The following is a 22532-nucleotide window of genomic DNA, read 5'->3' as shown; positions in this document are numbered from 1 at the left end:
GGCCACCTGGGCTCAGTGCGGCGCGTCGGCCGCGGTGACCGTACGGACGAGCGCCAGCACGGTGTCGGTGGTGTGCTCCAGGTGGCTGCGGCCGTCGGCCCGGTGGGAGTGCGGGCTGATGTAGCTGCGGCGGCCCAGGTGGGTGGCGGGGTCCATCCGGTGCACGGTGACCTTCCCCGCGCGGCGGGCCCGGTTCCAGCCGCTGCCGCGCAGCAGTCGCCACCGCTGCGGGAAGAGCCATGTGCCGACCCGTTCGATCCGGTCGTGGGCGCTGGTGAGCTGGTGCAGGTGCAGAGCGTGGGTGAGGTCGTTGGCGCCGTTGTGGAAGCCTCCGAGCGTGATCAGCAGCAGCGGCGCGTCCAGTTGGGCGTGGAGTTCCCGGACCGCGCCGGTGGCGACCTGGGCGCCGCCGCTGTAGCTGAGCAGCACGACCGGGATGCCGCTGTCCGGCCGGTAGCCGGCGCGTCGCAGCTGGCCGGCGATCTGGGCGCCGACGGCGCGGTTGTAGAGGGGGCGGTAGCGGCGGTCGGCGGCGACGAAGATCTGCATGACGTTGTGCAGGAACAGCAGCAGCCCGGCGTGCCGGCGGATCCGCACCCACACCGGCCGGTCGGCGAGCGGCGCGGCCAGCGGCGAGTACGGCTGCACCTGCCCCAGCACCCGCAGGTCGGGCGCGGCGGCGATGAGCGCCTTGACGAGCTGTCCGCCGTCGCGGGTGTCGGTGAAGCGGCGCTTGCCGATGCCGTCGAGGTAGACGAGGTAGGCGGCCGGCGGGCGGCCGGGGTCGGCTCCGCGGGCGTAGGGCACGCCGGGCGGGAGGTCGGCCGCTGGGGTGCGCCAGCCCGCGGTGTAGAGCATCACCTCGTAGCGGGCGAGCAGCGCCTCGACGAGGAGGACGGGGCCGAGGACCAGAGCGACGAGCGGGAACCACGTCATGCCGTGCGCCTCCGTGTCCCGGTCGTGCCGATCCGGCCGACGAGGCGTCGTACGGCTTCCACGGCGGCGGCGAGCCCGACGCCGGCGGCGGCCACGCAGGCCGCGGCGGTCCAGCCGCCCACACCGCTCGCGGCGGCGACCGGCCCGACCAGTTGGGCGCCGACCCCGGTCAGCAGCATCAGATGAAGGGCGGGGCCGAGCAGCGGGAACGCGATGACGGCGCCGAGCAGCATCGGGGCGACCTGTCCGGCGGTCCAGCCGGGCGCGGCTCCGGAGGCGGTGGCGTCCGGCAGCAGCCCGGCGAGAGTGAACGCGGTCAGCGGCCACAGGGCGACCACGGCGCTCTCGACGGCGGTGCCGGTGAGCAGCAGCCCGGCCACGACGGGCGGTGACACCCGGGGGCGGCGGGCGACCAGGGGCAGGATGCGCCCGGCGGCCTCGGACAGCCCGGCGAGCAGCACGAGGGCGACGACGACGGCGGACGGCACGGTCAGTCCTCCCTCTTCGCACGGGCGTGGTGCAGGAGGGCCTCGATCTCGTCGGCGGCGCGGAGGTGTCCGCCCGCCTGCCGCTGAGCGGTCCGGAGGGCGGCGGCCGCCTCGCGGAAGCGGGGCTCGGTGAGCAGTCGGCGGGCCAGGGCGTGCACGGCTGCCTCGGTGACGGCCTCGGGGCGGACGGTCAGCCCGGCGCCGAGTTCCGTGACCCTGCGCGCCACCTGGGGCTGGTCGGCGCCCTGCGGGACGACCAGGACGGGCACGCCCGCGTACAGCGCCTCGTTGACGCTGTTCATGCCCCCGTGCGTCACGAACAGCTCGGCACGCTCCAGCAGTTCGGGCTGCGGGACGAACCGGCGGGCGAGCACGTTGTCCGGGAGCGTGCCGAGCGCGGCGGGGTCGGTGCGTCCGGTGGCGACGACGACGGTGCCGCCGAGCGGCGCGAGGGCGGCGGCGAGGGACCGCAGCACCGACGGTCCGGCGTCGAACACCGTGCCCAGGGAGACGTACAGCACGGGCGGTCGGAGCGTGCCGAACGGGAACGTCGGGTCGCTCGGCCGGGCGCCGACGCCGGGGCCGACGAACCGGTACGCGCGGTCGAAGGATGCGGCCTCGGGCTGGAAGGCGCGGGAGGTGAAGACCAGGTTGAGCGCCTGACGCGCGTTCACCAGGTCGACCAGGGGCAGCCCTCCGGTGCGGTACCGGCGGGTGAGCAGCAGGCGGGCGCGGACGTAGCCGAGGAGGCTGCGGGGACGCGTGAGCGCCTCGGCCAGTAGCGTCCAGGAGGCGCGGGCGGGGCTGGGCACCCCCCGGCCGAACGCCATGGTGGTGAACAACGACACGGCGGGCACACCGAGTTCGGCCGCGGTGACCGGCCCCCAGGGGCACGCGGCGCCGTGCACGACCACGTCGGGCCGGGTGCGCCCGAGGTCGGACAGCACGGACGGCAGTGTCTCCAGGGCCGTGCGGGCCAGCTGTTCCAGCAGGGTGACGGGCGTCGGCGGGCCGGCGAGCGGCGGGCCGTCCCCGGGGTACCGGAACACGGTGGCGCCGGCGGCCTCCACGTCCGGCTCGAACGCGGTGGTCGTGTGGTAGGTGACGGTGTGGCCGCGGCGCGCCAGCTCGGCGACGACGGGCAGCGTCGGGTTGATGTGGCCGCGCAGGGCGACGTTGACGAACGCGACGGTGCTCACCGTACGGCCCCCGTGGGGCAGGCGGGGTGACCCCGCCGAGAGGCGGCCCCTGGTGGTGCTGTCACGGGCCGTGGGAGGTCGTGCGGACCCGAGCCACTCATCGTTCGTCCTCTCTCGTCACTCGGTCGACGCGGTCGCGTTACCCCACCGACCGGACAGCGCCCTGATCCGTGACAGCACGCGCCTTCGACGGCGCGGGGTGTGACGAGCGTCACTCACCGGCCTGTCACTGGGCTTGCGTCCGGCCCGGTCGTACGGGGGTGAGCCGCAAAGCGTCCCGGGCACGCCCGGGCGTGCCCGCGCCCTCCCCCACGCCGACGTGTGGTCGGTGACCTCCTGGAGGGAACCGCGGAGGGACGCGCCGGGGGCCGACGCGGCGCGGCCGCGCGGCGAGGAGCGCGTCCCGTACGTGACACCGGCGCTCGCGGGGGCGCCGGGTCCCGTGCCGGCCGTCGGCGACCGGATGCGCCAGGTCTTGGAGCAGACCGGCCGGTGCGTCGAGCAGGACCACACGTCCCTCGGGACGGACGGTTTCGGGCTGAGCGACACCCGCGAGGCGGTCCGGCGGCGCTTCGGCGTCGCCCCGGCGTCGATCGCGGCGACGGCCCTGGATCAGCCGGCCCGGACGGGGGCGGTGCCCCGGGAAACGGTCGCCGGGGCCCGTGCCCGGTACGGACAGGAGGGCTGACCAGGGGAGCCGGACGAAGCCGTTGTAGCGTGCGGGTACAGGGCCGTGGGCCCGTCCGGCTCCCGGACGCGCGTGGTGGAGGCGGCTTGTAGCATGGTGAGCGCGGAGCCGGAAGGGGCGACCATGGACGCTCGGGAGGCATCCGATTCCCTGGACCGGGCGACGGACGATTTCCTCGCGGCCCGTCCGCAGTTGTTCGGGATCGCGTACCGGGTTCTCGGCAGTGCCGCGGAGGCCGAGGACGTGCTCCAGGAGACCTGGGTGCGGTGGCAGAACACCGACCGCTCCGGTGTCAAGGAACCGGCCGCCTTCCTCACCACGATCGCCGCGCGCCTGGCCATCAACGTGGCGCAGTCCGCGCGCGTGCGGCGCGAGTCGTACGTCGGACCGTGGCTGCCCGAGCCGGTCGACACCCGGCACGACCCGCAACTGGGCGCGGAGCGCGCCGAGGCGCTGGAGATGGCGGTGCTGCTCCTGCTCGAGAAGCTGAACCCGGTGGAGCGGGCCGCGTACGTGCTGCGGGAGGCGTTCGACTACCCGTACAAGCAGGTCGCGGAGATACTCGAGACGAGCGAGCCGAACACCCGGCAGCTCGTGAGCCGCGCCCGCAAGCATCTGTCGGCCGAGCGGAAGGAGCCGGTCAGTCCGGCCGATCACCGGCGGCTGCTGGAGGTGTTCCTCGCGGCGGCGCAGACCGGCGACATGCGGGTGCTGGAGAACGTGCTGGCCGCCGACGTGGTCAGTTACGCCGACGGCGGCGGCATCCGCGGCGCCTCGCGCATCCCGGTGGTCGGGCGTCTGCGCGTCTCGAAGTACCTGGCCGCGTTCGCGCCGCGCTTCTGGCCGCCGGCCGAGACCCGGTGGGTGGAGGCGAACGGAAGCCCCGCCGTCCTCGTCACGGCCGGCGGGAACCCGGTGGCACTGCTGTCGGTCGACGCGTCCGAGGACGGCATCCACCGCATCATGTGGGTGATGAACCCGGAGAAGCTGTCGCCGTACGTGATGTCGCTGAGCGCCTGACACCCCGGGCCCGCAGCGGTGTGTCACAGCCGGGTGATCGTCGCGGCGCGGTCCGGGCCGCGCGGGCAGATCGTCGAGCACGTCCGGCCGGCCGGCGAGCTGGATCCGTCGCAGGCGGAGCGGCCGCCGCAGGTGCCGGCCCTGCCCGGTGCAGCGGCTGATCACGGGGGACGTGACGGTGACGACCGTGCCGACGGTGGTCACCACGGTGCGGAGGATCGCCGCGCCCGCCCCGCTGCCGGAGTGAGGGCCCGACCGTGCCCGTCGTCCGGTTGCCGGACGGCCGGTACCGCGGCGTCGGCGCCCGGTCGCCCGCCCCGCACGCGGGGCGCATGCTGGGGGGTACCCGCGCGGCGTCGAGGTGTCACAAACCCTGCGGCCGTCCGGTCGTGGTCGGTGAGTCACCTCGACGATCGGAGCAATCGTGGCTGCCACCGAACAACGCCTTTCCACCACGGTGCTGGTCATCGGCACCGGCGGGGCCGGCCTGCGGGCGTCCGTCGAACTGGCCGAGGCCGGTGTCGACGTCCTCGCGGTCGGCAAGCGCCCCAAGAACGACGCGCACACCTCCCTCGCCGCCGGCGGCATCAACGCGGCCCTGGCCACGATGGACCCCGAGGACAGCTGGCAGCAGCACGCGGCGGACACGCTCAAGGAGAGCTACCTGCTGGGCGACCCCCGCACCACCGAGATCGTCACCCGTGGCGCCGCCCGGGGCATCGACGACCTGGAGCGCTACGGCATGACCTTCGCGCGGGAGCAGGACGGCCGCATCTCGCAGCGTTTCTTCGGCGCGCACAAATTCCGCCGCACCGCCTTCGCGGGCGACTACACGGGCCTGGAGATCCAGCGCACCCTCGTCCGGCGCGCGGAGCAACTGCGGATACCGGTGCTGGAGGGCGTGTACATCACGCGGATCCTCACCCACGAGGGCGCGGTGTTCGGCGCATACGGCTTCGATCTGAAGGACGGCACGCGCTACCGGGTGCACGCGGACGCGGTGATCCTCGCGGCGGGCGGGCACACGCGGATCTGGCGGCGCACGTCGTCGCGACGGGACGAGAACACCGGGGACTCCTTCCGGCTCGCCGTGGAGGCGGGGGCACGGCTGCGCGACCCGGAGCTGGTGCAGTTCCACCCGTCCGGGATCATCGAGCCGGAGAACGCGGCCGGCACGCTCGTCAGCGAGGCCGCGCGCGGCGAGGGCGGCGTCCTGCGCAACGCGCTCGGCGAGCGGTACATGAGCCGCTACGACCCCGAGCGCATGGAACTGTCCACCCGCGACCGGGTCGCCCTGGCCTCCTACACGGAGATCAAGGAGGGCCGCGGCACGGAGAAGGGCGGGGTGTGGCTGGACGTCTCCCACCTGCCCCGGCAGACCGTCATGGACCGGCTCCCCCGGGTGTACCAGACGCTGCTGGACCTGCAGATGCTGGACATCACCCGCGACCCGATCGAGGTGGCGCCCACGGCGCACTACTCGATGGGCGGGGTGTGGGTGCGCCCGGAGGACCACAGCACCGACGTGCGCGGCCTGTACGCGATCGGCGAGGCGTCCAGCGGCCTGCACGGCGCCAACCGGCTCGGCGGCAACAGCCTCGTCGAGCTGCTGGTGTACGGCCGTATCACCGGCCGGGCGGCCGCCGCGTACTCCGAGTCGCTGTCCGCGCAGCCCCGTTCGGCCGCGGCCGTCGCCGAGGCGCGGGCGGAGGTGGACGGGCTGCTCGCGGCGGACGGCCCGGAGAACGTCCGCGCCCTGCAGCGCGCCGTCCGCAACACGATGACGGAACACGCGGGCGTCGTCCGCGACGAGGAGGGGCTGCGCACCGGGCTCGCCGAACTCGCCGCGATCGAGAAGCGGATGGAGGACGTCGGGGTCCATCCGGACATCGCCGGCTTCCAGGATCTCGCCCACGCCTTCGACCTCAAGGCGGCGGTGCTGGCCGCACGGGCCACGCTCGAGGCGGCGCTGGAACGGCGGGAGACGCGCGGCTGTCACAACCGCAGCGACTACCCGGACATGAATGAGGAACTGCGGGTCAACCTCGTGTGGTCGCCGGCGACCGGCATCACCCGGGAGAGCATCCCGCCGGTCCCCGAGGAGATCGCCTCCTTGATGGAGGAGGTGCCGACGGACGGCAAGTTGCAGGAGTGAGCGCCTGCCACTCCCCCATCCATCTGTTCATGCGAAGGGAATCAGTCATGAAGGTCGTAGTGATCGGCGGCACCGGGCTCATCGGCTCGAAGGTCGTCACCCAGCTCCGGGCCGAGGGCCACGAGGCGGTGCCGGCCGCACCGAACACCGGCGTCAACACCCTGACCGGTGAGGGCCTGGCCGAGGTCCTGGACGGCGCGTCGGTCGTCGTCGACGTGTCGAACTCGCCGTCGTTCGCGGACGACGCCGTGTTGGAGTTCTTCCGCACGTCGACCACCAATCTCCTCAAGGCGGAGTCGGACGCGGGAGTGGCGCACCATGTCGCCCTGTCCGTGGTCGGGACGGACCGGCTCCAGGAGAGCGGCTACTTCCGCGCCAAGCAGGTGCAGGAGGACCTGATCAGGGACTCCGGCCTGCCGTACTCCATCGTGCACGCCACGCAGTTCTTCGAGTTCATGAAGGGACTGGCGGACCTGTCGACGGTCGACGGCACGGTGCGGGTTCCCCCGGCGAAGTTCCAGCCGATGGCCTCGGACGACGTGGCCGCGGCGGTGTGCCGCGCGGCGGTCGCCTCCCCGCTCGACGGCATGGTCGAGGTCGGTGGCCCCGAGGCCCTCTTCCTGGCCGACCCCATCCGCACGGCGCTGTCCGCCGCGGGCGACCCGCGCGAGGTCGTGACCGACCCGGAGGCTGGGTACTCGGGCGCCCCGGTGGACGAGTCCACCCTTCTCCCGGGCCCGGACGCGGAACTGGCGACCACGCGCTACGCGGACTGGCTGGCGGCGCAGCGGCAGTGACGCGTGCCAGGCCGTGGCCCTCGCCTGCGGGCGGGGGCCACGGGGCATGTCCTGTGCCGTGGACGGGCGGCCTGGTCCTCCCGGAGTCGGGTGACCACGTGGTCCCGGGCGGCCTCGCGCTGCTGCACCTCGACCGGGAGCCGGACGAGGGCGGGTACCAGGAGCCGAACGTGTGGATGCGGCACTGCTGAGGCGGGTCGCACAGGGCAGCGGCCCGTACGGGTGAGGGACCACCCGTACGGGCCGCGCCGTGCTGTGCCGCGCTGTGCCGTGCGGCTCAGCCGAAGTCCACGTCGCTGCACATCAGGTAGGCCTGGTCGAGGTGCGAGGCCTGCCAGATGGTGAAGACGATGTGGTGTCCGGAGTAACCGGAGGTCTGCACCGGGAAGGTGATGTCCTTCGCCGGGGCGAAGCGGCCGGTCTGGGTGATGAAGTCCAGGTCGTCCCAGCCGAGGGCCTCGGTCTTCGGGTTGAAGCCCTGCTTGCTCACGTAGACCTTGAAGTAGTCCGCGCCGTGCGACGCCTGGTCGTACAGGTGGATGGTGAAGTTGTCACCGACGGGCGTCGTCTTCCACGGACCCGGCTTGTTCAGGCTCTCGAAGTTCGGGTGGTTGTTGCTGCAGAGCTTGCCGTTCGGGATGCGCGCCTCGAACTGGCCGCCGAGGCCGTCCTGGAGCATGCTCATCCAGTTCCACATGGTGTTGGGGTTGGCCTGGTAGGCCTGCCAACACATGGGGTCCTCCTGCGCCATGGCGGGGTTCATGTGGTCGTCGCCCCACTCCTCCCAGCAGTGGTAGGCGCGGGAGGCGGGTCCGACGACGGAACCGTGCGCCTGGGCTGTGCCGGAGAACGTCAGCGCGCCGGCCACCACGGCGAACAGCATCAGGAACGCCTGGAAGAGACGGCGCCCGGTCGGCCGGGAAGTACCGGCGGATAAACGCGAGTTGTGCATGGGGGGATGACTCCAATCCTGTGGGTCAAACGTGATGGGAGCGCTCCCAAAGGTAGAAGGTAGGCGTGCAGGTTTCGTGGAGCGAACGAAACGGTTTCGGGGAGACGTTCGGCCGTATTCGGCCGTTTACACGGCCGACATGGAGGACCTGCATACTGGGCGCCCGCATCATGCCTGCTCAGGCGGCAAGTTGAGGGCGCGACGAAGATCGAACAACCAATCAATTCGTCCCGGTAACCGTCATTGCGACGGCTTTGCCTCTTCGAAATCTTTCGACTCGGCGAATGAGTCCGACACGAGGTCCCATTCGTGAATATTCGTGAATCGCGTCCGCGAGAAGCAACTCGGTGACGCGTATCTCGGCAACCGTGCCGGATGCCTCCGACAACGACGCGCGGTGCCGCCGTCCCAGGGGCGGGTCGGCGGCACCGTACGCGCAGTGATCCGCTACTGCTCCACCGACGCAGCCGCCGCCGTCACGACGCTCGCGACCTCCCGCGGGTGCGAGACGCTCGCCGCGTGCGACGCCTCCAGCTCCGTCACCTGCGCACCGGCGCGCCTCGCCATGTGACGCTGCGCGGCTGCGGGGATGTTGAGGTCCTCCGTGGCGACCACGGCCCAGGACGGCAGCGTCCGCCAGCCCGGCTCGGGCGCCGGCTCCTCCAGTGCCGCTCCGGTCACCGGACGCTGGGTGACGGCCATCAACTGGGCCACGCCCTCCGGCACGTCCGCCGCGAACTGGTGCGGGAACCTCGCCTGGTCGATGGTGAACTCCATGCCGGGCGAACCGTCCGGCAGTGTGACCGGCACCGGCCGCAGAGCCTCGCCGAGGCTGCTGCCCGGGAAGCGTGCCGCCAGGTCGAGCGCGCTCTCGCCCTTGTCGGGGATGAACGCGGCGACGTACACCAGCGCCCGCACGTTGTCCGCCCCCACTGCCGCGGCCGTGATGACGGACCCGCCGTAGGAGTGACCGACCAGGACGACCGGCCCCTCGACGCCGGCGAGGACTTCACGGACGTACGCCGCGTCGCCGCTCAGCCCGCGCAGCGGGTTCGCGGCGGCCACCACGAGGTGGCCCTCGCGCCGCAGTTCGCGTGCCACGTCGTTCCAGCTGGTCGAGTCGGCGAAGGCGCCGTGGACGAGGACCACGGTGGGCTTGGGGGAGGGGGAACGGTTGACCATGGCTGGGCCTTTCGTCGGGAGGCGGTACCGCCGGGGTGGCGGAACGTCGTCGCCTTTCGCCTCGATGACCGGGCCGTGGACCCGTATGTGACAAAGGGGGCGAACGGAACGGCGTGTCACTGACGGTCCGGTCTGCCGGCGAGCGGCCCGTGGGCCCGTAAGGTCCGGGCGCGGGAACGGGAACGGCACCGGGCCGGGCCCCGCGAAGGGGCCGGCCCGGTGCCGTCCGTTCGGCCGGTCTCCCGGCCGGGAGGTCAGACCTTCTCCGCGACGCGCTCCTCCGCCGCGACCGGGGCGGGGGACGCCGGCGCCGGCTCGTCGGGCGCCGCGTTCAGCTCGGCAAGCATCGTCTTGGTGAAGCCGAACCAGTACGTCGCCACGAAACCCGCGATGTAGCCGACGAGCAGGCCGGCCGCGTAGACGGCGATCGTCCGGGCGAGACCGTGGTTGCCGTCGAGGAGGGGGAACAGCGCCCAGCCGGAGGGGCCGATCGCCGTGGAGCCGACGTCCGTGCCGAGCTGGTTGAACAGGCCGACGAACGCACCTCCGAAGGCGCCGCCCGCGCAGGCGGTGACGAACGGGCGGCCCAGGGGCAGGGAGACGCCGTAGATCAGCGGCTCGCCGACACCCAGGAAGCCCGGCCACAGCGCGGACTTGATCGTCGTGCGGACCGAGGTGTTGCGGGGCAGGCGGAGGTAGATCGCGAGGGCCGCGCCGACCTGGCCCGCGCCCGCCATGGCGAGGATCGGCAGCAGCACGGTGAAGCCGGAGCCCTCGATCAGCGTGGTGTGGATGGGGATGAGCGCCTGGTGCAGGCCCAGCATGACCAGCGGGAGGAACAGACCGCCGAGGAGGAAGCCGGCGCCCGCGCCGCCGTGGGCGAGCAGCCAGTCCGCGGCGTCGCCGATCCAGGCCGACACCTCGCCGGCGAGGAACATCAGCCCGAACAGGGTCGCGAGGCCGGAGACCAGCACGGTGACGGTGGGCGTGACCAGTACGTCGACGGACTCCGGGACCCAGCGCCTGCACCGCTTCTCGACGTACACGCCGAGGCAGGCCGCGGCGAGCGCGCCGAGCACGCCGCCCTGGCCGGGTGAGAGGTGCTGGCCGAACGCCTCGACGTCGGCCACCTTGGCGTAGACGACGATCGACGCGACGGCGCCGCCGAGGATCGGGGTACCGCCGAACTCCTTGGCCGTGTTGTAGCCGACGAAGACGGCGATCAGCGCCATGAAGCCGGAGGCGATGGCGGCCAGGGCCGGGGTGACGCCGGGCAGCCAGCCGAGGTTGACGAGCAGGCCGTTGAGGCCGGCGATGATGCCGCAGCCGATGAGCGCGGGGATGAGCGGTACGAAGATGTTCGCGATGCGGCGCAGGAACAGCTTGAACGGGGTGGCGTTCTTCGCCTTCCGCTCCGCGCGGAGCGCCGCGCCCTGCGCCGCCAGCTCTTCGGCGGTCACCGGGTCGGACCCGCCCGCGGGGGCGGCGGGAGCGACGGGCTCCCCCGGGGCGTCGGCCCGCCCCTCCTCGACCAGGGCCTCGAACTCAGGGGTGACCCGGGCGACGGTGCCGGGGCCCAGCACGATCTGGTAGGTGTCGTCCTCGACGACCCCCATGACCGCGGGCAGTGCCTTGAGTGCGTCCTCCTGGACGAGGGACCGGTCGCGCAGACCCAGCCGGAGCCGGGTCATGCAGTGGGCCACCGACGTCACGTTCGCCGCGCCTCCGACCAGGGGGAGGATGGCGGCAGCAGTGGCGCGATGCTTGTTCTCTTCGCTCATGGTGCGGTCATGCCTTGCTGTGAGGTGGGGCAGGCCGCGTCAGGCGGCTGCGGCTTCCGGTGCCTTCCGCTGGTGCCCGTGGGCGTCCTGCGGCAGGCGGGCTGCGGTCGGGGCGTCCACGGACGCCAGGAGGGTGAGGACGGCATTCCTGCCCTCGCCGTCGTTGCCGGCGGGGGCAGGGCCGTCCTCCACGGCGTCTGCGGCGGGCACGGGCGTCACTCTCCCGGGGTAGAAATTTACTTTCGGACGATCACTTGAGTCTGAAAGATATTTTCAGCCATGGTGCGCGTCAAGGGGCGTGAAGCAAAGGTCCGATCACGACTTCGCGCCGGCCCGCGGGTCTCGTGGGCCCTCCCCCGGAATGAGCCATGCCACCAATGCCGTCGCAATGCCCGCCGCCGCGCCGCCCGCCTCTCCGGCCCCGGAGCCGGTGACGTGCGTCACCTCCTACCGGGGCGGGCCCCTGGCCGTGTAGAAGGGACCGGTGAACAGCACCGGAGACCTCGCCGGGGAGCGCCCCGAGCGCGCCCGCCCCACGCCGCAGAGCCTGACGGGGGTCGGCGTCGCCGTCCTCGACGCCGACGGCCGCGTCCTGCTCGGACTCGGTCACGACGGCCGCTGGGAACTGCCGGGTGGCAAGGTCGACCCGGGCGAGGACTTCGAGACGGCGGCGGCGCGGGAGCTGGCGGAGGAGACCGGGCTGTCGGTACCGGCCACGGCCGTGCGGGTGCTGGCGGTCGTGCTGGACGGTCTGCGCGGACTGACCCGGGTGACGGCCGCCGCGGTGGCCGCGGGCGCGGAGGGCACTCCCGAGGTGACGGAACCGGACAAGATCGTGCGCTGGGAGTGGTTCGCACAGGACGCGGTGCCGTCCGCCCTGTTCGGGCCGTCGGCGTCGGTACTGGACTGCGTGTGGCCGGAGGCGGCGCCGCGAGGGGCGGCGGAGGCCCACCACTACCCGGTCCGACCGGCCGGGTGAGGGCAACGCCGTTTCCGCCACGCCGCGTTGAACGACGAGGCGCCGGGGCGTGGCTGCACTACGATGCAGACGTTGCCGCCCCGGCCTCGCGCGATTCCGCCGACTTCCTTGTCATGCAAGGGAGTTGAGGTGACCTCGGCCGCAGGCGCCTGTTCCTTCCCCACACTCAGGAAAGAAGCGGATGCGGATCAAGAACGTGAGCGTCGCGCTCGTCGGTTCCACCCTGGTCGTCACGCTGGCGGCGTCCCCCGCCCTCGCCGGCACCACCACGCCCTCGTTGCCGGCGCCCGACGTCGCCGCCGTGGCCGCGGTGCACCGGACGGCGCTGTCCCAGGGTGCGCCCGGCGCGCTGACCCGGATCGACGAGGGGCCGCGGAGCTACCACGTCGCCACCGGTGAGGCCGACACCGCCGCCCACACGCCGATGGACACCGGGCGGCGGTTCCGCGTGGGGAGCGTCAGCAAGACGTTCACCACGGTGGTGCTGCTGCAGCTCGTCGCCGAGGGCAAGGTGGACCTCGATGCGCCGGCCAACCGCTATCTGCCCGAGCCGCTGCCCGACGAGCGCATCACGGTCCGTCATCTCCTCAGCCACCGCAGCGGCTTGTACGACTACACCAACGACATGTTCCACAACACCGTCCCGGGCTTCGAGGCGGTGCGGAACAAGGTCTTCAGCTACCAGGAGCTGATCGACCTGTCGACGGCGAAGCCGCTCAACAACGCGCCGGGCGCCGCGTACAGCTACTCCAACACCAACTTCGTCGCGCTGGGCGCGATCATCGAGCACGTGACGGGCACGCCTGTCGCCACCCACTACCGGCAGCGCATCTTCACGCCCCTGCGGCTGAGGAACACCTCGTACGTCCACCCGCGGACGACGATCTCCGGCACGTACGCGCGCGGTTACCTCCGGCAGGACGACACCACGCTGCCGCTGGTGGACTCCACCGAGCAGACCGTCTCCTGGGCACAGTCCGCGGGCGCGGTCATCTCGAACGCCAGGGATCTCAACCGGTTCTTCTCCGCGCTGCTCTCGGGGAGGCTGCTGCCCGAGGAGCAACTGCGGGAGATGACCACCATGGTCCCCGTCACCGCCGACGGCAAGCAGTCGTACGGTCTGGGGCTGCGCGGGCGGACACTGTCCTGCGGCACCACGGTGTACGGGCACACCGGCACCGTGCAGGGCTACTACACGTACGCCTTCACCACGAGCGACGGCCGGCGCAGCATGGCGTCGCTCGCGAACACCTCCAACAACGGCACGGTGAACACCACGCTGGGCGCCACGCTGGACGCGTCCTTCTGCGGCACCGACCCGGCGACCGCGGTCCGGCGGGCCGCCGCCTCCACGGAGCGGTTCACGGAGGACATCGCGCCGCAGACCGCCCGCGACTGATACGCGCACTGCGCCGCCGCGGGTCCCGGCCGGGCGCCGTCCGGCCGGGACCCGCGGCCGTCAGTGGCCGTCGCCGGTGTGCCGCAGGCGGTCCCGGGCCTCGGTGGCGATCACCGCGGCCTGGATCCGGCGCTCCACGCCGAGCTTGGCGAGCAGGCGGGAGATGTGGTTCTTCACCGTCTTCTCCGCGAGGTAGAGCCGCGTGCCGATCTGGCGGTTGGTGAGCCCTTCGCCGATCAGCTCGAGGATCTCCCGCTCCCGCTCGGTGAGGCCGGGCAGGACGTCCGGTTCCTCCTGCTCCTTCTGCCGGCCGCCGCGCAGGCGCTCCATCAGCCTGGTGGTGGCGCTCGGGTCGAGCAGCGACTGGCCGCGTGCGACCGTGCGGACGGCCTCCACGAGGTCGGAGCCGCGGATCTGCTTCAGGACGTAACCGGAGGCGCCGGCCATGATCGAGTCCAGCAGGGCCTCCTCGTCGTCGAACGAGGTGAGCATCAGACACGCCAGGTCCGGCATCCGGGAGCGCAGTTCACGGCACACGGTCACACCGTCGCCGTCGGGCAGCCGGACGTCGAGGACCGCGACACACGGGCGCAGGGCGGGGACGCGCACCAGGGCCTGCTCGACGGTGGCGGCCTCGCCGACCACCGTGATGTCCGGCTCGTCGTCCAGCAGGTCGTGCACCCCGCGGCGGACCACCTCGTGGTCGTCCAGGAGGAAGACCCGGATCGGGTCGCCGGGTCCGGGCTGCGCGCCGTCCGCCATCGAAAGCTCCTTGCTGTGCGCGTTGGCGTGTTCCACCAGGATCCTCACGCGTCCAGGGCCGGACGGCCAGGGCCGTTCGGCCCTGATCACCCTCGAGGCGGGACGCCCCGGCCCGCCCCCCTCCAGGGTGTGCTCCGCGGCCCGCGGGCGGCGCACCCCGTCCCACCGGCCCGCACCCCCGCCGCACACCCCCTCACAACCACCCCCGTCGGGCCGCCTGCCAGGCGAGTTGCATGCGGGTCGTCGCGCCCGCCAGTTCCATCAGGCGTTGGATGCGGCGTTGGACCGTTCGGCGGCTGAGGCCCATCTGGGTGGCCACCGCCTTGTCCGCGACGCCGGCGACCAGGAGGGCGAGGAGGCGGCGGTCGGTGGCGCCGAGGGGGTCGGGGGGCCCGGCCGCGTCCGTGCCGGCGACGGCGCCCGTGTCGTCGACGTCGAGCGGGACCGCGTCCTCCCAGTACCGCTCGAAGAGCGCGACCAGGGCGGCCAGCAGGTTGCTGTCGCGGACCAGTGCGGAGGTGGGTTCCTCGGGGCTGCCGTCGGGGCCGCCCGGTACCAGCGGGCAGATCGCGATGGCGCGGTCCGCGACCGCGAGGCGCAGCGGGAGATGCGGCACGGCGCGGGCCATCTCGCCCGCCCTGACACCCTCGACAACGTTATCGACGGCCCCCTCGTCGTCGAAGAACGCCTTCTCGTACAGCACCCGGTACCGCACGCCCCGGGCCAGCGCGTCGAACTCGGCGCGGTTGCTGCCGGACGGCATGGCCACGTACTGCGCCTTGCAGAACCACAGCATCTCGTCCCGGGCGCCGTCCTGGATCTGGCGCAGGTGCTGGCGCAGCGCCTCCGCGCCGGTGATGACCTCGATGAGCTGGCCGAGGTCCTGACGGCGCAGGGTCTCCCGGTAGGACTCCAGCAGCGCGGTCGCCTCCGCGCGGGCCAGGTCGAGCGCGTCGGCGCGGCGCTTGAGCCGTGGCAGCAGGGCCACGTCGGGCGGGGTGGGACGGTACTGGCGGGGCAGTCCGTCGCTCTGGCTGACCAGGTTCTTCGCGGCCAGCGCGTCCAGTACGTGCCGGGTGTGCTCGGGCTCCAGCCCGGACCGGTCGGCGACCTCGCGGGCGGTGGCCCGGCCCATCGTCACCAGCAGGCGGTAGACGGTCTCCTCGGTGCCGGTGACCCCGGCGGCCTCCAACGTCACGGCGCCCTCCCCCGCACGACAATATTCAAACGCCTGAACGGTTGAATACCGTACAACAGTCGGCGGGGGAGCGGGCGGCCGTGCCCCGCTCCCCCGCCGTCCTGCTCAGCCGCGGTGCCCGTACGCCCGGATCACGGTCTGCCGGACCGAGGCGCCGGACGCGTCCCGCGCGGTGACGCGCAGGGTCACGCGGGCGTCGCCGCGGACCCCGGCCGGCCGGGTGACGGTGGCCGTGAAGGTGTTGCCCTTCCCGGCGCGCACCGGCGCCTGGACGAAGTGCCGGCCGTCGTCGTAGGAGACCTCCACCGTGATGCGCACCCCGCGCGGCGCGGCGAGCCCGTCCTGGTGGCGGACCGTCAGCCGGAGGGTGTGGGTGCGGCCGGGTCCGACGGTGTTGCGCAGGTCGGCCGGTACCTCGGGGTCGACCTGGAGCAACGGCAGCCGTGTCCGGCCCTCGACCGTGCCGGACGGGAACGTCCAGGTCGTGTCGGTCGCCGTGGCGTACGCCCACTCCGCGGAGTCGCGGGTGGTGCGCAGGCGGAGCCGGTACTCGGCGTCGCCGCCGGGCACCTCGACGTCGCGCCAGGCGTCGGCGAGGTCGGCCACCTTACGGCCGTCGCGGTACAGCTGCGCCTCGGCCGTCTCCGGCGCCGGCGCCCGTACGCCGATACCCGTGTCGCCGCCGGGGGCGAGGCGGGACCAGTGACCGGGTGCCGAGTCGGTGAACTCGGGGATCCGCAGGCGCAGTACGTCGCCCTCGCGGACGCCGGCGGGCACGCCCCCACGCGGGATCCCGGGCCGGACCACGGCGCCCTGCCACCGCTCGCGGACCCGCTCACCGGCGCGGTAGGTGCGGGGCGTGTCCCGGAGCCCGGTGTTCAGCGGCGAGTCGACGTCACCCACCGTCCGGTGGTTCACGATGTGCTCCCACTCGGTGGTGCCGGAGGTGACGTACTCGGTGCGGGCGAACGCGGTGGGGACGTGGCGGGTGTACTGGAGCCAGGTGAACTCCTGGTACGGGCGGCGGGCGAACCGCTGCTCGGCGGCCCACTCCACGCCGCCGTTGTCCGGGTACTCGGACCGCACCACGGCGCTGTTGCGCTCCGACACCGTGTGCACCACACGGTCGGGGACGCGTCCCTCGCTGATCTGCATGACGTCGTACAGGTAGGGGCTGCGGGCGGTGCCGCCGAAGGCGACGGTGGTGGTGCGCCGGGCGACGCGCTTCAGCAGGTCGGCGCCCTCGTCGGAGCCGACGCGCACGACGGGCACCTTCCAGCGGTCGCCGTGGGGCGTCCAGCGGGTCCAGCCGCTGGTGGCGAAGTTGACGACCAGCACGGCGCGGACGCCGGCCCGGGCGGCGCGTACGGCGAGCTCCGGCCCGGCGATGCCCTGTTCGTCGGTGACGACGGCGAGCCGGCCGCGCGCCCCACGGAAGTCGGGTGCGTCCGCGGCGCCCGCGTTCACGGCCTGGAGCCGCTCGCCCCGCTGGTCGAACAGGGGCGACTCGGGCATGTAGTAGGCGTCGAGGTCCGGGCCGCCGGTCACGCCGGCTTCGAGCAGCGGGGCGACCATCTGCCAGCGGGACGCGAACTCGAAGGTTCCGTCGGTGACGCGGGGCGTGGGGCTGACGTAGAGGGCGACGGCGCTGTCGAAGTACATCGTGCCGTCGATCCAGGCGTGCCCGTCGATCTTCCGGTACGTCTGGTAGCTGAGGACGCCGCTCTGTTCGGCGGGCCGGGGTGTGCGGATCTCGACCCTCACCGTCCTGCGCGGGTCGACCACGACGGTGGTGTCCTCGGTGACCTTGATCTCGGGCAGGACGACCTGACGGAGCACCTCACCGCGGTCCGTCCGCTCGATGCCGCCGGAGGTGAGCTGGTAGGTGCCCTCCTCGACCTCGGCCACGGCGTTCTCCCGGTCGGTGTAGCCGACGAAGCCCTCGGCGCCCCAGATCGTCGGCAGGCTGTCGACGCGGTTGCCGTCGTTGTCGTAGGAGACGACCTTGAGCCGGTGCACGGGGCCGCGGACGACCAGGCCGAGCGTGGTGTGCACGGCGACCGCGCCGTCGGCGGCCGTGGCCGTCACATGGCCGTAGTAGGCGCCCCGTTCCGCGCGGGCCGGGTCGACGGTGAGCGGCAGGTCGGCGGTGCCGCCGGCGGGGACGGTGACGGTCCGCGCGGCGGGGACCAGCGCCCCCGCGGCGATCTCCCGGCCGCCGCTGGTGGCCAGCGCCGTCCGCACGTCGAGGGTGACGTCCCGGTCGGAGACGTTGGTGTAACGGACGGTGCGTGTGCGGGTACCGGTGTCGTCGGCGGTGTACGTGCCGAGGGAGAGGCCGGCGGTGGCGAGGACCGGGGTGCGGCTCGCCGCGGCGACGTCGATGCGGCCGCCGCCCTGTTCGGTGACGCGCTGCCCCTCGATCAGGCGAGCGGTGCTGGTCAGGGCGTCCTTGAGGCGGCTCGCGGTCCAGTCCGGGTGCTGCTGCGCGAGCAGCGCGGCGGCTCCCGCCACGTGCGGGGCGGCCATGGACGTGCCGGAGGCGGCCACGTGCGAGGCGTCGACGACCTGACCCATCGTCGTACCGGCGGCGCGCGCGGCGACGATGCCCACGCCGGGCGCGGTCACGTCGGGCTTGACGGCGTCGTCGCCGGCCCGGGGGCCGCGGCTGGAGAAGTCGGCGAGGGAGTCGTCGCGGTCCACCGCGCCGACCGTGAGGGCCGCGTCCGCCGCGGCGGGTGACCCGATCGTGCCCTGGGCCGGTCCCGCGTTGCCCGCGGCGACGACGAACAACGCTCCGGAGGACGCGGAGAGTTCGTTCAGTGCGCGGCTCATCGGGTCGGTGCCGTCGCTCGGGGCGTCGGAGCCCAGCGACATGTTGACCACGTCGGCGCCGCGCGCGACGGCCCACTCCATGCCGTCGATGACCTGCGACTCGGTGCCGAAGCCGTCGTCGCCGAGGACCTTGCCGATCAGCAGGTCGGCGCCGGGCGCCACGCCCTTGCGGGCGCCGCCGGAGGCCGCGCCGGAACCGCCGACGATCGAGGCGACATGGGTGCCGTGCCCGAAGGCGTCGCCGGTGCCGGAGCTGCCGGAGAAGTCCTCGGCCTCGCTGATGCGCCCGGCCAGGTCGGGGTGGGAGGCGTCGGCGCCGGTGTCCAGCACGGCGACCTTGACGTCCTCGCCCCGGTGGCCGCCCTTCCAGACCTCCGGGGCGCCGATCTGGGCGGTGCTGCGGTCCAGCGCCGCCCGCACCCGGCCGTCCAGCCAGACGCGGGGCACGACGGCGGCGCGGGCCGCACCGTCGGCGGCGGGGGCGAGGCGCTTCCAGAACGTGCCGAGGTCACCCGCGGAAACGCGGACGGCGTCGGCGTCGATGGTCTCCAGGCGGCGGACCTCCGTGCCCTCGGCGGCCAGGCCGGTGAGGCGGCGCAGCGAGATGTCCGGCACGCCCGCGCCGTCGGCGACGATCAGCGGCAGGGTGTCGGTGTGCGCCTCGTCGTAGGCCTGGGCGATGAGCGCGGTCACGTCGAACAGGCCACGGTCCAGGCGCCCCGCGGTGACGAGTCCGGCCGCGTCGGACGGCAGGACGGTGAGGTGACCGTCCTCCTCGACGGTGCGGAAGAGAAGGTGACGCCGGCCCTCCCCCGGTGTCACCGAGGCGGTGCGGCGGCCGTTCACGTCCGTGCGGACGGTGACCCTGTCGCCGGTGATCAGGCGCACGGTGGCGCCGCTGCCGGCCGCCGGTGCGGCGGCCCGTGCCGGGGCGCCGGGCCCGCCCGGTCCTGCCGCGACCGGTGTCACGGCGCCCGCGGACAGGGTCAGCCCTGCCGCGACGGCTGCCGCGATACGCATTCGTCGTCTCACTCCTGTGCCCTTCGTCGTACGCGTCGTGCGACGCGTCGCGTCGTCCTGCTGTTCAGGCGGCCCGCGGTGCCGTCGGTGCTGCACAGGTTCGGCCGCCGGTGCGGGCCGTGTCACCGTTTGGCCGTGGCACAGGTGGGACATGTCGCAACGGCGACACCGGAGGCGTCACCTGCGCGGCAACGCGAGGGCGAGGGCGCGAGGTTCGCGGGCGCGGCGCGCGTCACCGGCCGTGTGAACGTCTCGTAAGTGTTGTCAAGTGCCACCGGCACCAGGCGCGTTGCCGCCCGGAGACTGATACGATCAACGAACTTTCAGCAGGCTGGCGACGCGTCATGAACGCGTACGGGGGACAGTCTCTAAGGCCCCGTCGCTGAGGAGTTGAGGCTTTGTCCCGCCGTGGGTCCGCGCTGCTCGACGGCCCGGACCGGATGTCCGCGTGCGCCGGCATTCTCGTGCTCCCGACGCGATGCGACTTGAAGAGAGTCTCATGACGTCATTGATCAAGGATCCGCTGCTGTGGATCCTGCTGGTGGTGCTCGCCGCTGCGGTCCTCGCAGTGCTGCGGGCCCGGAGAACCAATCTGGCGCTCCGAAGAACGAGGAAGGATCTGGAGGCCGGCCTGGGCCAGGCCCAGGGACGGATCGGGCAACTGGAAGCCCACATCGACACGCTGGAGACCCGGCACCGGGGTGCGCTGGCGGATGTGCGGGCGGACGCCGAGTCGGCGACCAAGGCCGTGCTCAAGTCGGCCATGGGCACGCTCCAGTCGCTCGCCGAGGAGCAGCAACTGCTCCTGGACCAACTGCTGAAGAAGTACGGCAACGACAGCGAGGTGCTGGCCGACCTGATGTCGGTGGACCACACCGGCAGCCAGTTCAGCCGCCGGGCCAAGGGCATCTCGGTGCTGTGCGGCGGCTGGCTGGGCCGCCGCGACGGGGCGGCGACCGTCTACGACGTCGCCCGCAGCGCCCAGGGCCGCATCAAGGACTTCAACCGGGTCGCCATCCACGCCCAGGTCAGCGTGGCCGTCGCCGGCAAGGCCGTCGAGCCGGTGGCCGTGGTGCTGGCGGAACTGCTGGACAACGCCACGACCTACAGCGCGCCGGGCACCCCGGTGGAGGTCAACATCCAGGCCGTGCCCACGGGTGTGGTCTTCATCGTGGACGACGCCGGTCTCGGCATGGACCAGGAGACCAAGGACCGTGCGGCGGCCCTGCTGTCCGCGGACGGCCCGGTCGACATCACCGGTCTCGGCGACCCGCCCCGCTTCGGCTTCGCGGTGTGCGGCATGCTCGCGAACCGCTACGGCTTCCACGTCTCCGTCGGCTCGGTCTCCCCGTACGGCGGTGTGCGGGCGGTGATCCGGGTTCCGGAGAGCCTCCTCTCGGCCGACGTGATCGCACCCGCCGAGCCGGAGCAGGAGCCCGCCGAGGAGGGGCAGGAGGACACTCCGCAGCGCCTGGCGCCGGTGCCCGTGGGCCCGTCGCGCGTGGTGGGCACGACGTCCGGCGGGCTGCCCAAGCGGCGGCGCCGTCAGGGCCCCATCGCGGTGGTGCCGCCCCCGCCGGACACGGCCGCCCTCGACGAGGAGACCTCCGAGTCGTCCGGCGAGGTCACCGCGTCGCGCCTGGGGGCGTTCGCACGCGGCACCCAGCTCGGACGGACCACGAACACCACGGAAGGACCTGACCACCAGTGAAGACCGACCTGTCGTGGGTGCTGAACGACGTGCTCGAGGTGCGCGGCGCCCGCCACGCCATCCTCGTCTCGGGCGACGGCCTGCTGCTCCAGCGTTCGGACGACATCTCGCGCGACGACGCGGAGACCAACGCGGCCGCGATGAGCTCCATGCAGTCGCTGAGCCGGGCGGTCGCCGGTTTCGTCGGCGCCGGGCACGGCATCTGGAAGCAGACGCTGCTGGAGTACGACGGCGGCTGGATCTTCCTCATCGCGGCCGGACAGGGCTCCTACCTGGCGGTCTCGGCGGCGGTGGACGTCGACATGGAGGCCATGTCGTTCCGTATGCAGAAGACGGTGACGGCGCTGAACAAGGCCATGAGCGTGGCTCCCCGCTCCGACAACGGTGTCGGCTGATGACGGGTCCCGCCGAGGAAACACCCGTCACCAGTGACTTCGTCCGCTCCTACGTCATCACCGGCGGCCGGAGCCTGCCGTCCTCGGACGAACTGGCGTTGCACACCCTCGTCACGCTGGCCCCCGACCGGACGCTGCCGCTCGGGGCCGGCCCCGAGGTGAGGGCGATCTGGGAGCTGTGCTCGGGTGGCTACCTGTCGGTCGCCGAGGTGGCCGGCCACCTCGGTCTTCCGGTCGGGGTGGCCCGGCTGCTGCTCACCGATTTATCGGAACAGGGGCATCTGCTCCGCCGGGCCGAGCCGCCCCGGGCCCAGAACGTTGACAGAGCGACCCTCGAGAAGGTTCTGAATGGACTCCAATCCCTCATCGGCTGAGACGGCCCAGAAGTCCATCTACGTCTCCAGCGCGGTGACCAACGCCGCAAAGATCCTCGTCGTCGGGCACTTCGCCGTGGGCAAGACGACCTTCATCGGCTCGCTCTCGGAGATCACACCGCTGCGCACCGAGGAGAAGATGACCCAGGCGTCGGCGCACGTCGACGACCTCAGGGGCGTCACCGGCAAGACCACCACCACGGTCGCCCTGGACTTCGGCCGTCTCACCCTCAGCGACGACCTGGTGCTGTACCTCTTCGGCACTCCGGGACAGCAGCGGTTCATGCAGCTGTGGGAGGACATGGCGCGCGGGGCGCTGGGGGCGCTGCTGCTGGTCGACCCCGCGCGGCTGGAGGAGACCTTCCCGGTCATCGACCTCATCGAGGGCTACGGCCTGGAGTACGCCATCGCCGTCAACTGCTTCGACTCCGCCCCCGTGTACGAGGAGGCGGAGGTGCGTGAGGCGCTCGACCTGCTGCCGGACACCCCGGTCGTCCACTGCGACGCCCGGGATCAGCAGTCGTCCGCGAAGGCGCTGATCGCGCTGGTGCGGCACCTGCTCGACCGCACGTCCTGACCTCATCGCGTCCGCCCGGTCCGGGGACCGGAGGGCTTCGGCCTTCCGGCCCCCGGTTTCCGGTCACCGGCTCACGGTCCACGG

The 22532-nt window shown here is 72.9% G+C and carries 20 protein-coding genes and 1 pseudogene; 11 read left to right on the top strand and 10 right to left on the bottom strand.

The window, feature by feature from the left end:
* Positions 1–12: 12 nt before the first annotated feature.
* Genes ELQ39_RS30765 through ELQ39_RS30755 form a run of 3 tightly spaced genes read right to left on the bottom strand, consistent with a single transcriptional unit; the run spans position 13 to position 2623 of the window.
* Positions 13–936 (bottom strand): hypothetical protein, encoded by a 924-nt coding sequence (locus ELQ39_RS30765; RefSeq protein WP_242595167.1) that lies wholly within the window; start codon positions 934–936, stop codon positions 13–15.
* A complete protein-coding gene (locus tag ELQ39_RS30760; RefSeq protein WP_198427587.1) occupies positions 933–1424 on the bottom strand; it encodes a hypothetical protein in 492 nt (163 codons plus the stop codon). Before ELQ39_RS30760 ends, ELQ39_RS30765 begins: the two co-directional genes overlap by 4 nt.
* Positions 1425–1426: 2 nt before the next feature.
* Positions 1427–2623 carry a macrolide family glycosyltransferase gene (locus tag ELQ39_RS30755; protein ID WP_242595165.1) on the bottom strand — a complete coding sequence of 399 codons (1197 nt, stop codon included), beginning with the start codon at positions 2621–2623 and terminating at the stop codon, positions 1427–1429.
* A gap of 313 nt (positions 2624–2936) precedes the next feature.
* Between ELQ39_RS30755 and ELQ39_RS30750 the strand changes: the two are divergent.
* The 5 genes and pseudogenes from ELQ39_RS30750 to ELQ39_RS30730 form a co-directional block, all read left to right on the top strand.
* Positions 2937–3311 (top strand): annotated as a pseudogene (locus ELQ39_RS30750) (transketolase-like TK C-terminal-containing protein); the annotation flags it as partial.
* A gap of 123 nt (positions 3312–3434) precedes the next feature.
* A complete protein-coding gene (locus tag ELQ39_RS30745) occupies positions 3435–4331 on the top strand; it encodes an RNA polymerase sigma-70 factor (protein WP_242595163.1) in 897 nt (298 codons plus the stop codon).
* Between the two features lie 424 nt (positions 4332–4755).
* Positions 4756–6486: an L-aspartate oxidase gene (locus tag ELQ39_RS30740; protein WP_242595161.1), complete on the top strand. Its 1731-nt coding sequence runs from the start codon at positions 4756–4758 to the stop codon at positions 6484–6486.
* A 47-nt stretch (positions 6487–6533) separates the two neighbouring features.
* Positions 6534–7283 (top strand): SDR family oxidoreductase, encoded by a 750-nt coding sequence (locus ELQ39_RS30735; RefSeq protein ID WP_190003239.1) that lies wholly within the window; start codon positions 6534–6536, stop codon positions 7281–7283.
* 53 nt (positions 7284–7336) lie between these two features.
* Positions 7337–7474 (top strand): hypothetical protein, encoded by a 138-nt coding sequence (locus tag ELQ39_RS30730; protein ID WP_242595159.1) that lies wholly within the window; start codon positions 7337–7339, stop codon positions 7472–7474.
* Positions 7475–7560: 86 nt separating this feature from the next.
* Here ELQ39_RS30730 and ELQ39_RS30725 read toward each other — a convergent pair whose 3' ends face one another.
* The 4 genes from ELQ39_RS30725 to ELQ39_RS30710 all read right to left on the bottom strand — a co-directional run bounded on the left by ELQ39_RS30725 (position 7561) and on the right by ELQ39_RS30710 (position 11408).
* The gene (locus ELQ39_RS30725; protein WP_190003517.1) at positions 7561–8166 is read right to left on the bottom strand and encodes a lytic polysaccharide monooxygenase; all 606 of its coding nucleotides are present in this window, start codon (positions 8164–8166) and stop codon (positions 7561–7563) included.
* 516 nt (positions 8167–8682) lie between these two features.
* Complete coding sequence (locus tag ELQ39_RS30720) at positions 8683–9417, bottom strand: alpha/beta fold hydrolase (RefSeq protein WP_242595157.1); 735 nt, start codon at positions 9415–9417, stop codon at positions 8683–8685.
* Positions 9418–9671: 254 nt separating this feature from the next.
* The gene (locus ELQ39_RS30715; RefSeq protein WP_242595155.1) at positions 9672–11198 is read right to left on the bottom strand and encodes a PTS transporter subunit EIIC; all 1527 of its coding nucleotides are present in this window, start codon (positions 11196–11198) and stop codon (positions 9672–9674) included.
* Between the two features lie 39 nt (positions 11199–11237).
* A complete protein-coding gene (locus tag ELQ39_RS30710; protein ID WP_337663031.1) occupies positions 11238–11408 on the bottom strand; it encodes a hypothetical protein in 171 nt (56 codons plus the stop codon).
* A gap of 274 nt (positions 11409–11682) precedes the next feature.
* On the opposite strand from ELQ39_RS30710, the gene ELQ39_RS30705 reads away from it, so the two are divergent.
* Positions 11683–12177 carry a nucleotide triphosphate diphosphatase NUDT15 gene (locus ELQ39_RS30705; RefSeq protein WP_242595153.1) on the top strand — a complete coding sequence of 165 codons (495 nt, stop codon included), beginning with the start codon at positions 11683–11685 and terminating at the stop codon, positions 12175–12177.
* 181 nt (positions 12178–12358) lie between these two features.
* The gene (locus ELQ39_RS30700; RefSeq protein WP_242595151.1) at positions 12359–13576 is read left to right on the top strand and encodes a serine hydrolase domain-containing protein; all 1218 of its coding nucleotides are present in this window, start codon (positions 12359–12361) and stop codon (positions 13574–13576) included.
* A 60-nt stretch (positions 13577–13636) separates the two neighbouring features.
* Here ELQ39_RS30700 and ELQ39_RS30695 read toward each other — a convergent pair whose 3' ends face one another.
* The 3 genes from ELQ39_RS30695 to ELQ39_RS30685 all read right to left on the bottom strand — a co-directional run bounded on the left by ELQ39_RS30695 (position 13637) and on the right by ELQ39_RS30685 (position 19391).
* Positions 13637–14338: a response regulator gene (locus ELQ39_RS30695; RefSeq protein WP_242595690.1), complete on the bottom strand. Its 702-nt coding sequence runs from the start codon at positions 14336–14338 to the stop codon at positions 13637–13639.
* A 193-nt stretch (positions 14339–14531) separates the two neighbouring features.
* Entirely contained in the window at positions 14532–15536 is a 1005-nt protein-coding gene (locus ELQ39_RS30690; RefSeq protein ID WP_190003233.1) for a helix-turn-helix domain-containing protein, read from the bottom strand.
* Between the two features lie 105 nt (positions 15537–15641).
* A complete protein-coding gene (locus ELQ39_RS30685) occupies positions 15642–19391 on the bottom strand; it encodes a S8 family serine peptidase (protein WP_242595149.1) in 3750 nt (1249 codons plus the stop codon).
* Positions 19392–19890: 499 nt separating this feature from the next.
* Between ELQ39_RS30685 and ELQ39_RS30680 the strand changes: the two genes are divergently transcribed.
* Genes ELQ39_RS30680 through ELQ39_RS30665 form a run of 4 tightly spaced genes read left to right on the top strand, consistent with a single transcriptional unit; the run spans position 19891 to position 22448 of the window.
* On the top strand, positions 19891–21102 hold the full coding sequence (locus tag ELQ39_RS30680) for a sensor histidine kinase (protein ID WP_190003231.1): 1212 nt from the start codon (positions 19891–19893) through the stop codon (positions 21100–21102).
* Positions 21099–21497: a roadblock/LC7 domain-containing protein gene (locus ELQ39_RS30675; protein WP_019525692.1), complete on the top strand. Its 399-nt coding sequence runs from the start codon at positions 21099–21101 to the stop codon at positions 21495–21497. The genes ELQ39_RS30680 and ELQ39_RS30675 overlap by 4 nt, the downstream gene beginning before the upstream one ends.
* Complete coding sequence (locus tag ELQ39_RS30670; RefSeq protein ID WP_190003230.1) at positions 21497–21871, top strand: DUF742 domain-containing protein; 375 nt, start codon at positions 21497–21499, stop codon at positions 21869–21871. Before ELQ39_RS30675 ends, ELQ39_RS30670 begins: the two co-directional genes overlap by 1 nt.
* Entirely contained in the window at positions 21846–22448 is a 603-nt protein-coding gene (locus tag ELQ39_RS30665) for a GTP-binding protein (RefSeq protein WP_033274477.1), read from the top strand. The genes ELQ39_RS30670 and ELQ39_RS30665 overlap by 26 nt, the downstream gene beginning before the upstream one ends.
* Positions 22449–22532 lie beyond the last annotated feature (84 nt).

Origin of the sequence: Streptomyces sp. GB4-14, from assembly GCF_022696125.1 — a bacterium.
GTDB classification, from domain to species: Bacteria; Actinomycetota; Actinomycetes; order Streptomycetales; family Streptomycetaceae; genus Streptomyces; species Streptomyces werraensis.
Note: the sequence above shows the minus strand (reverse complement) of the source record. Positions and strands in the feature narration are given on the sequence as shown.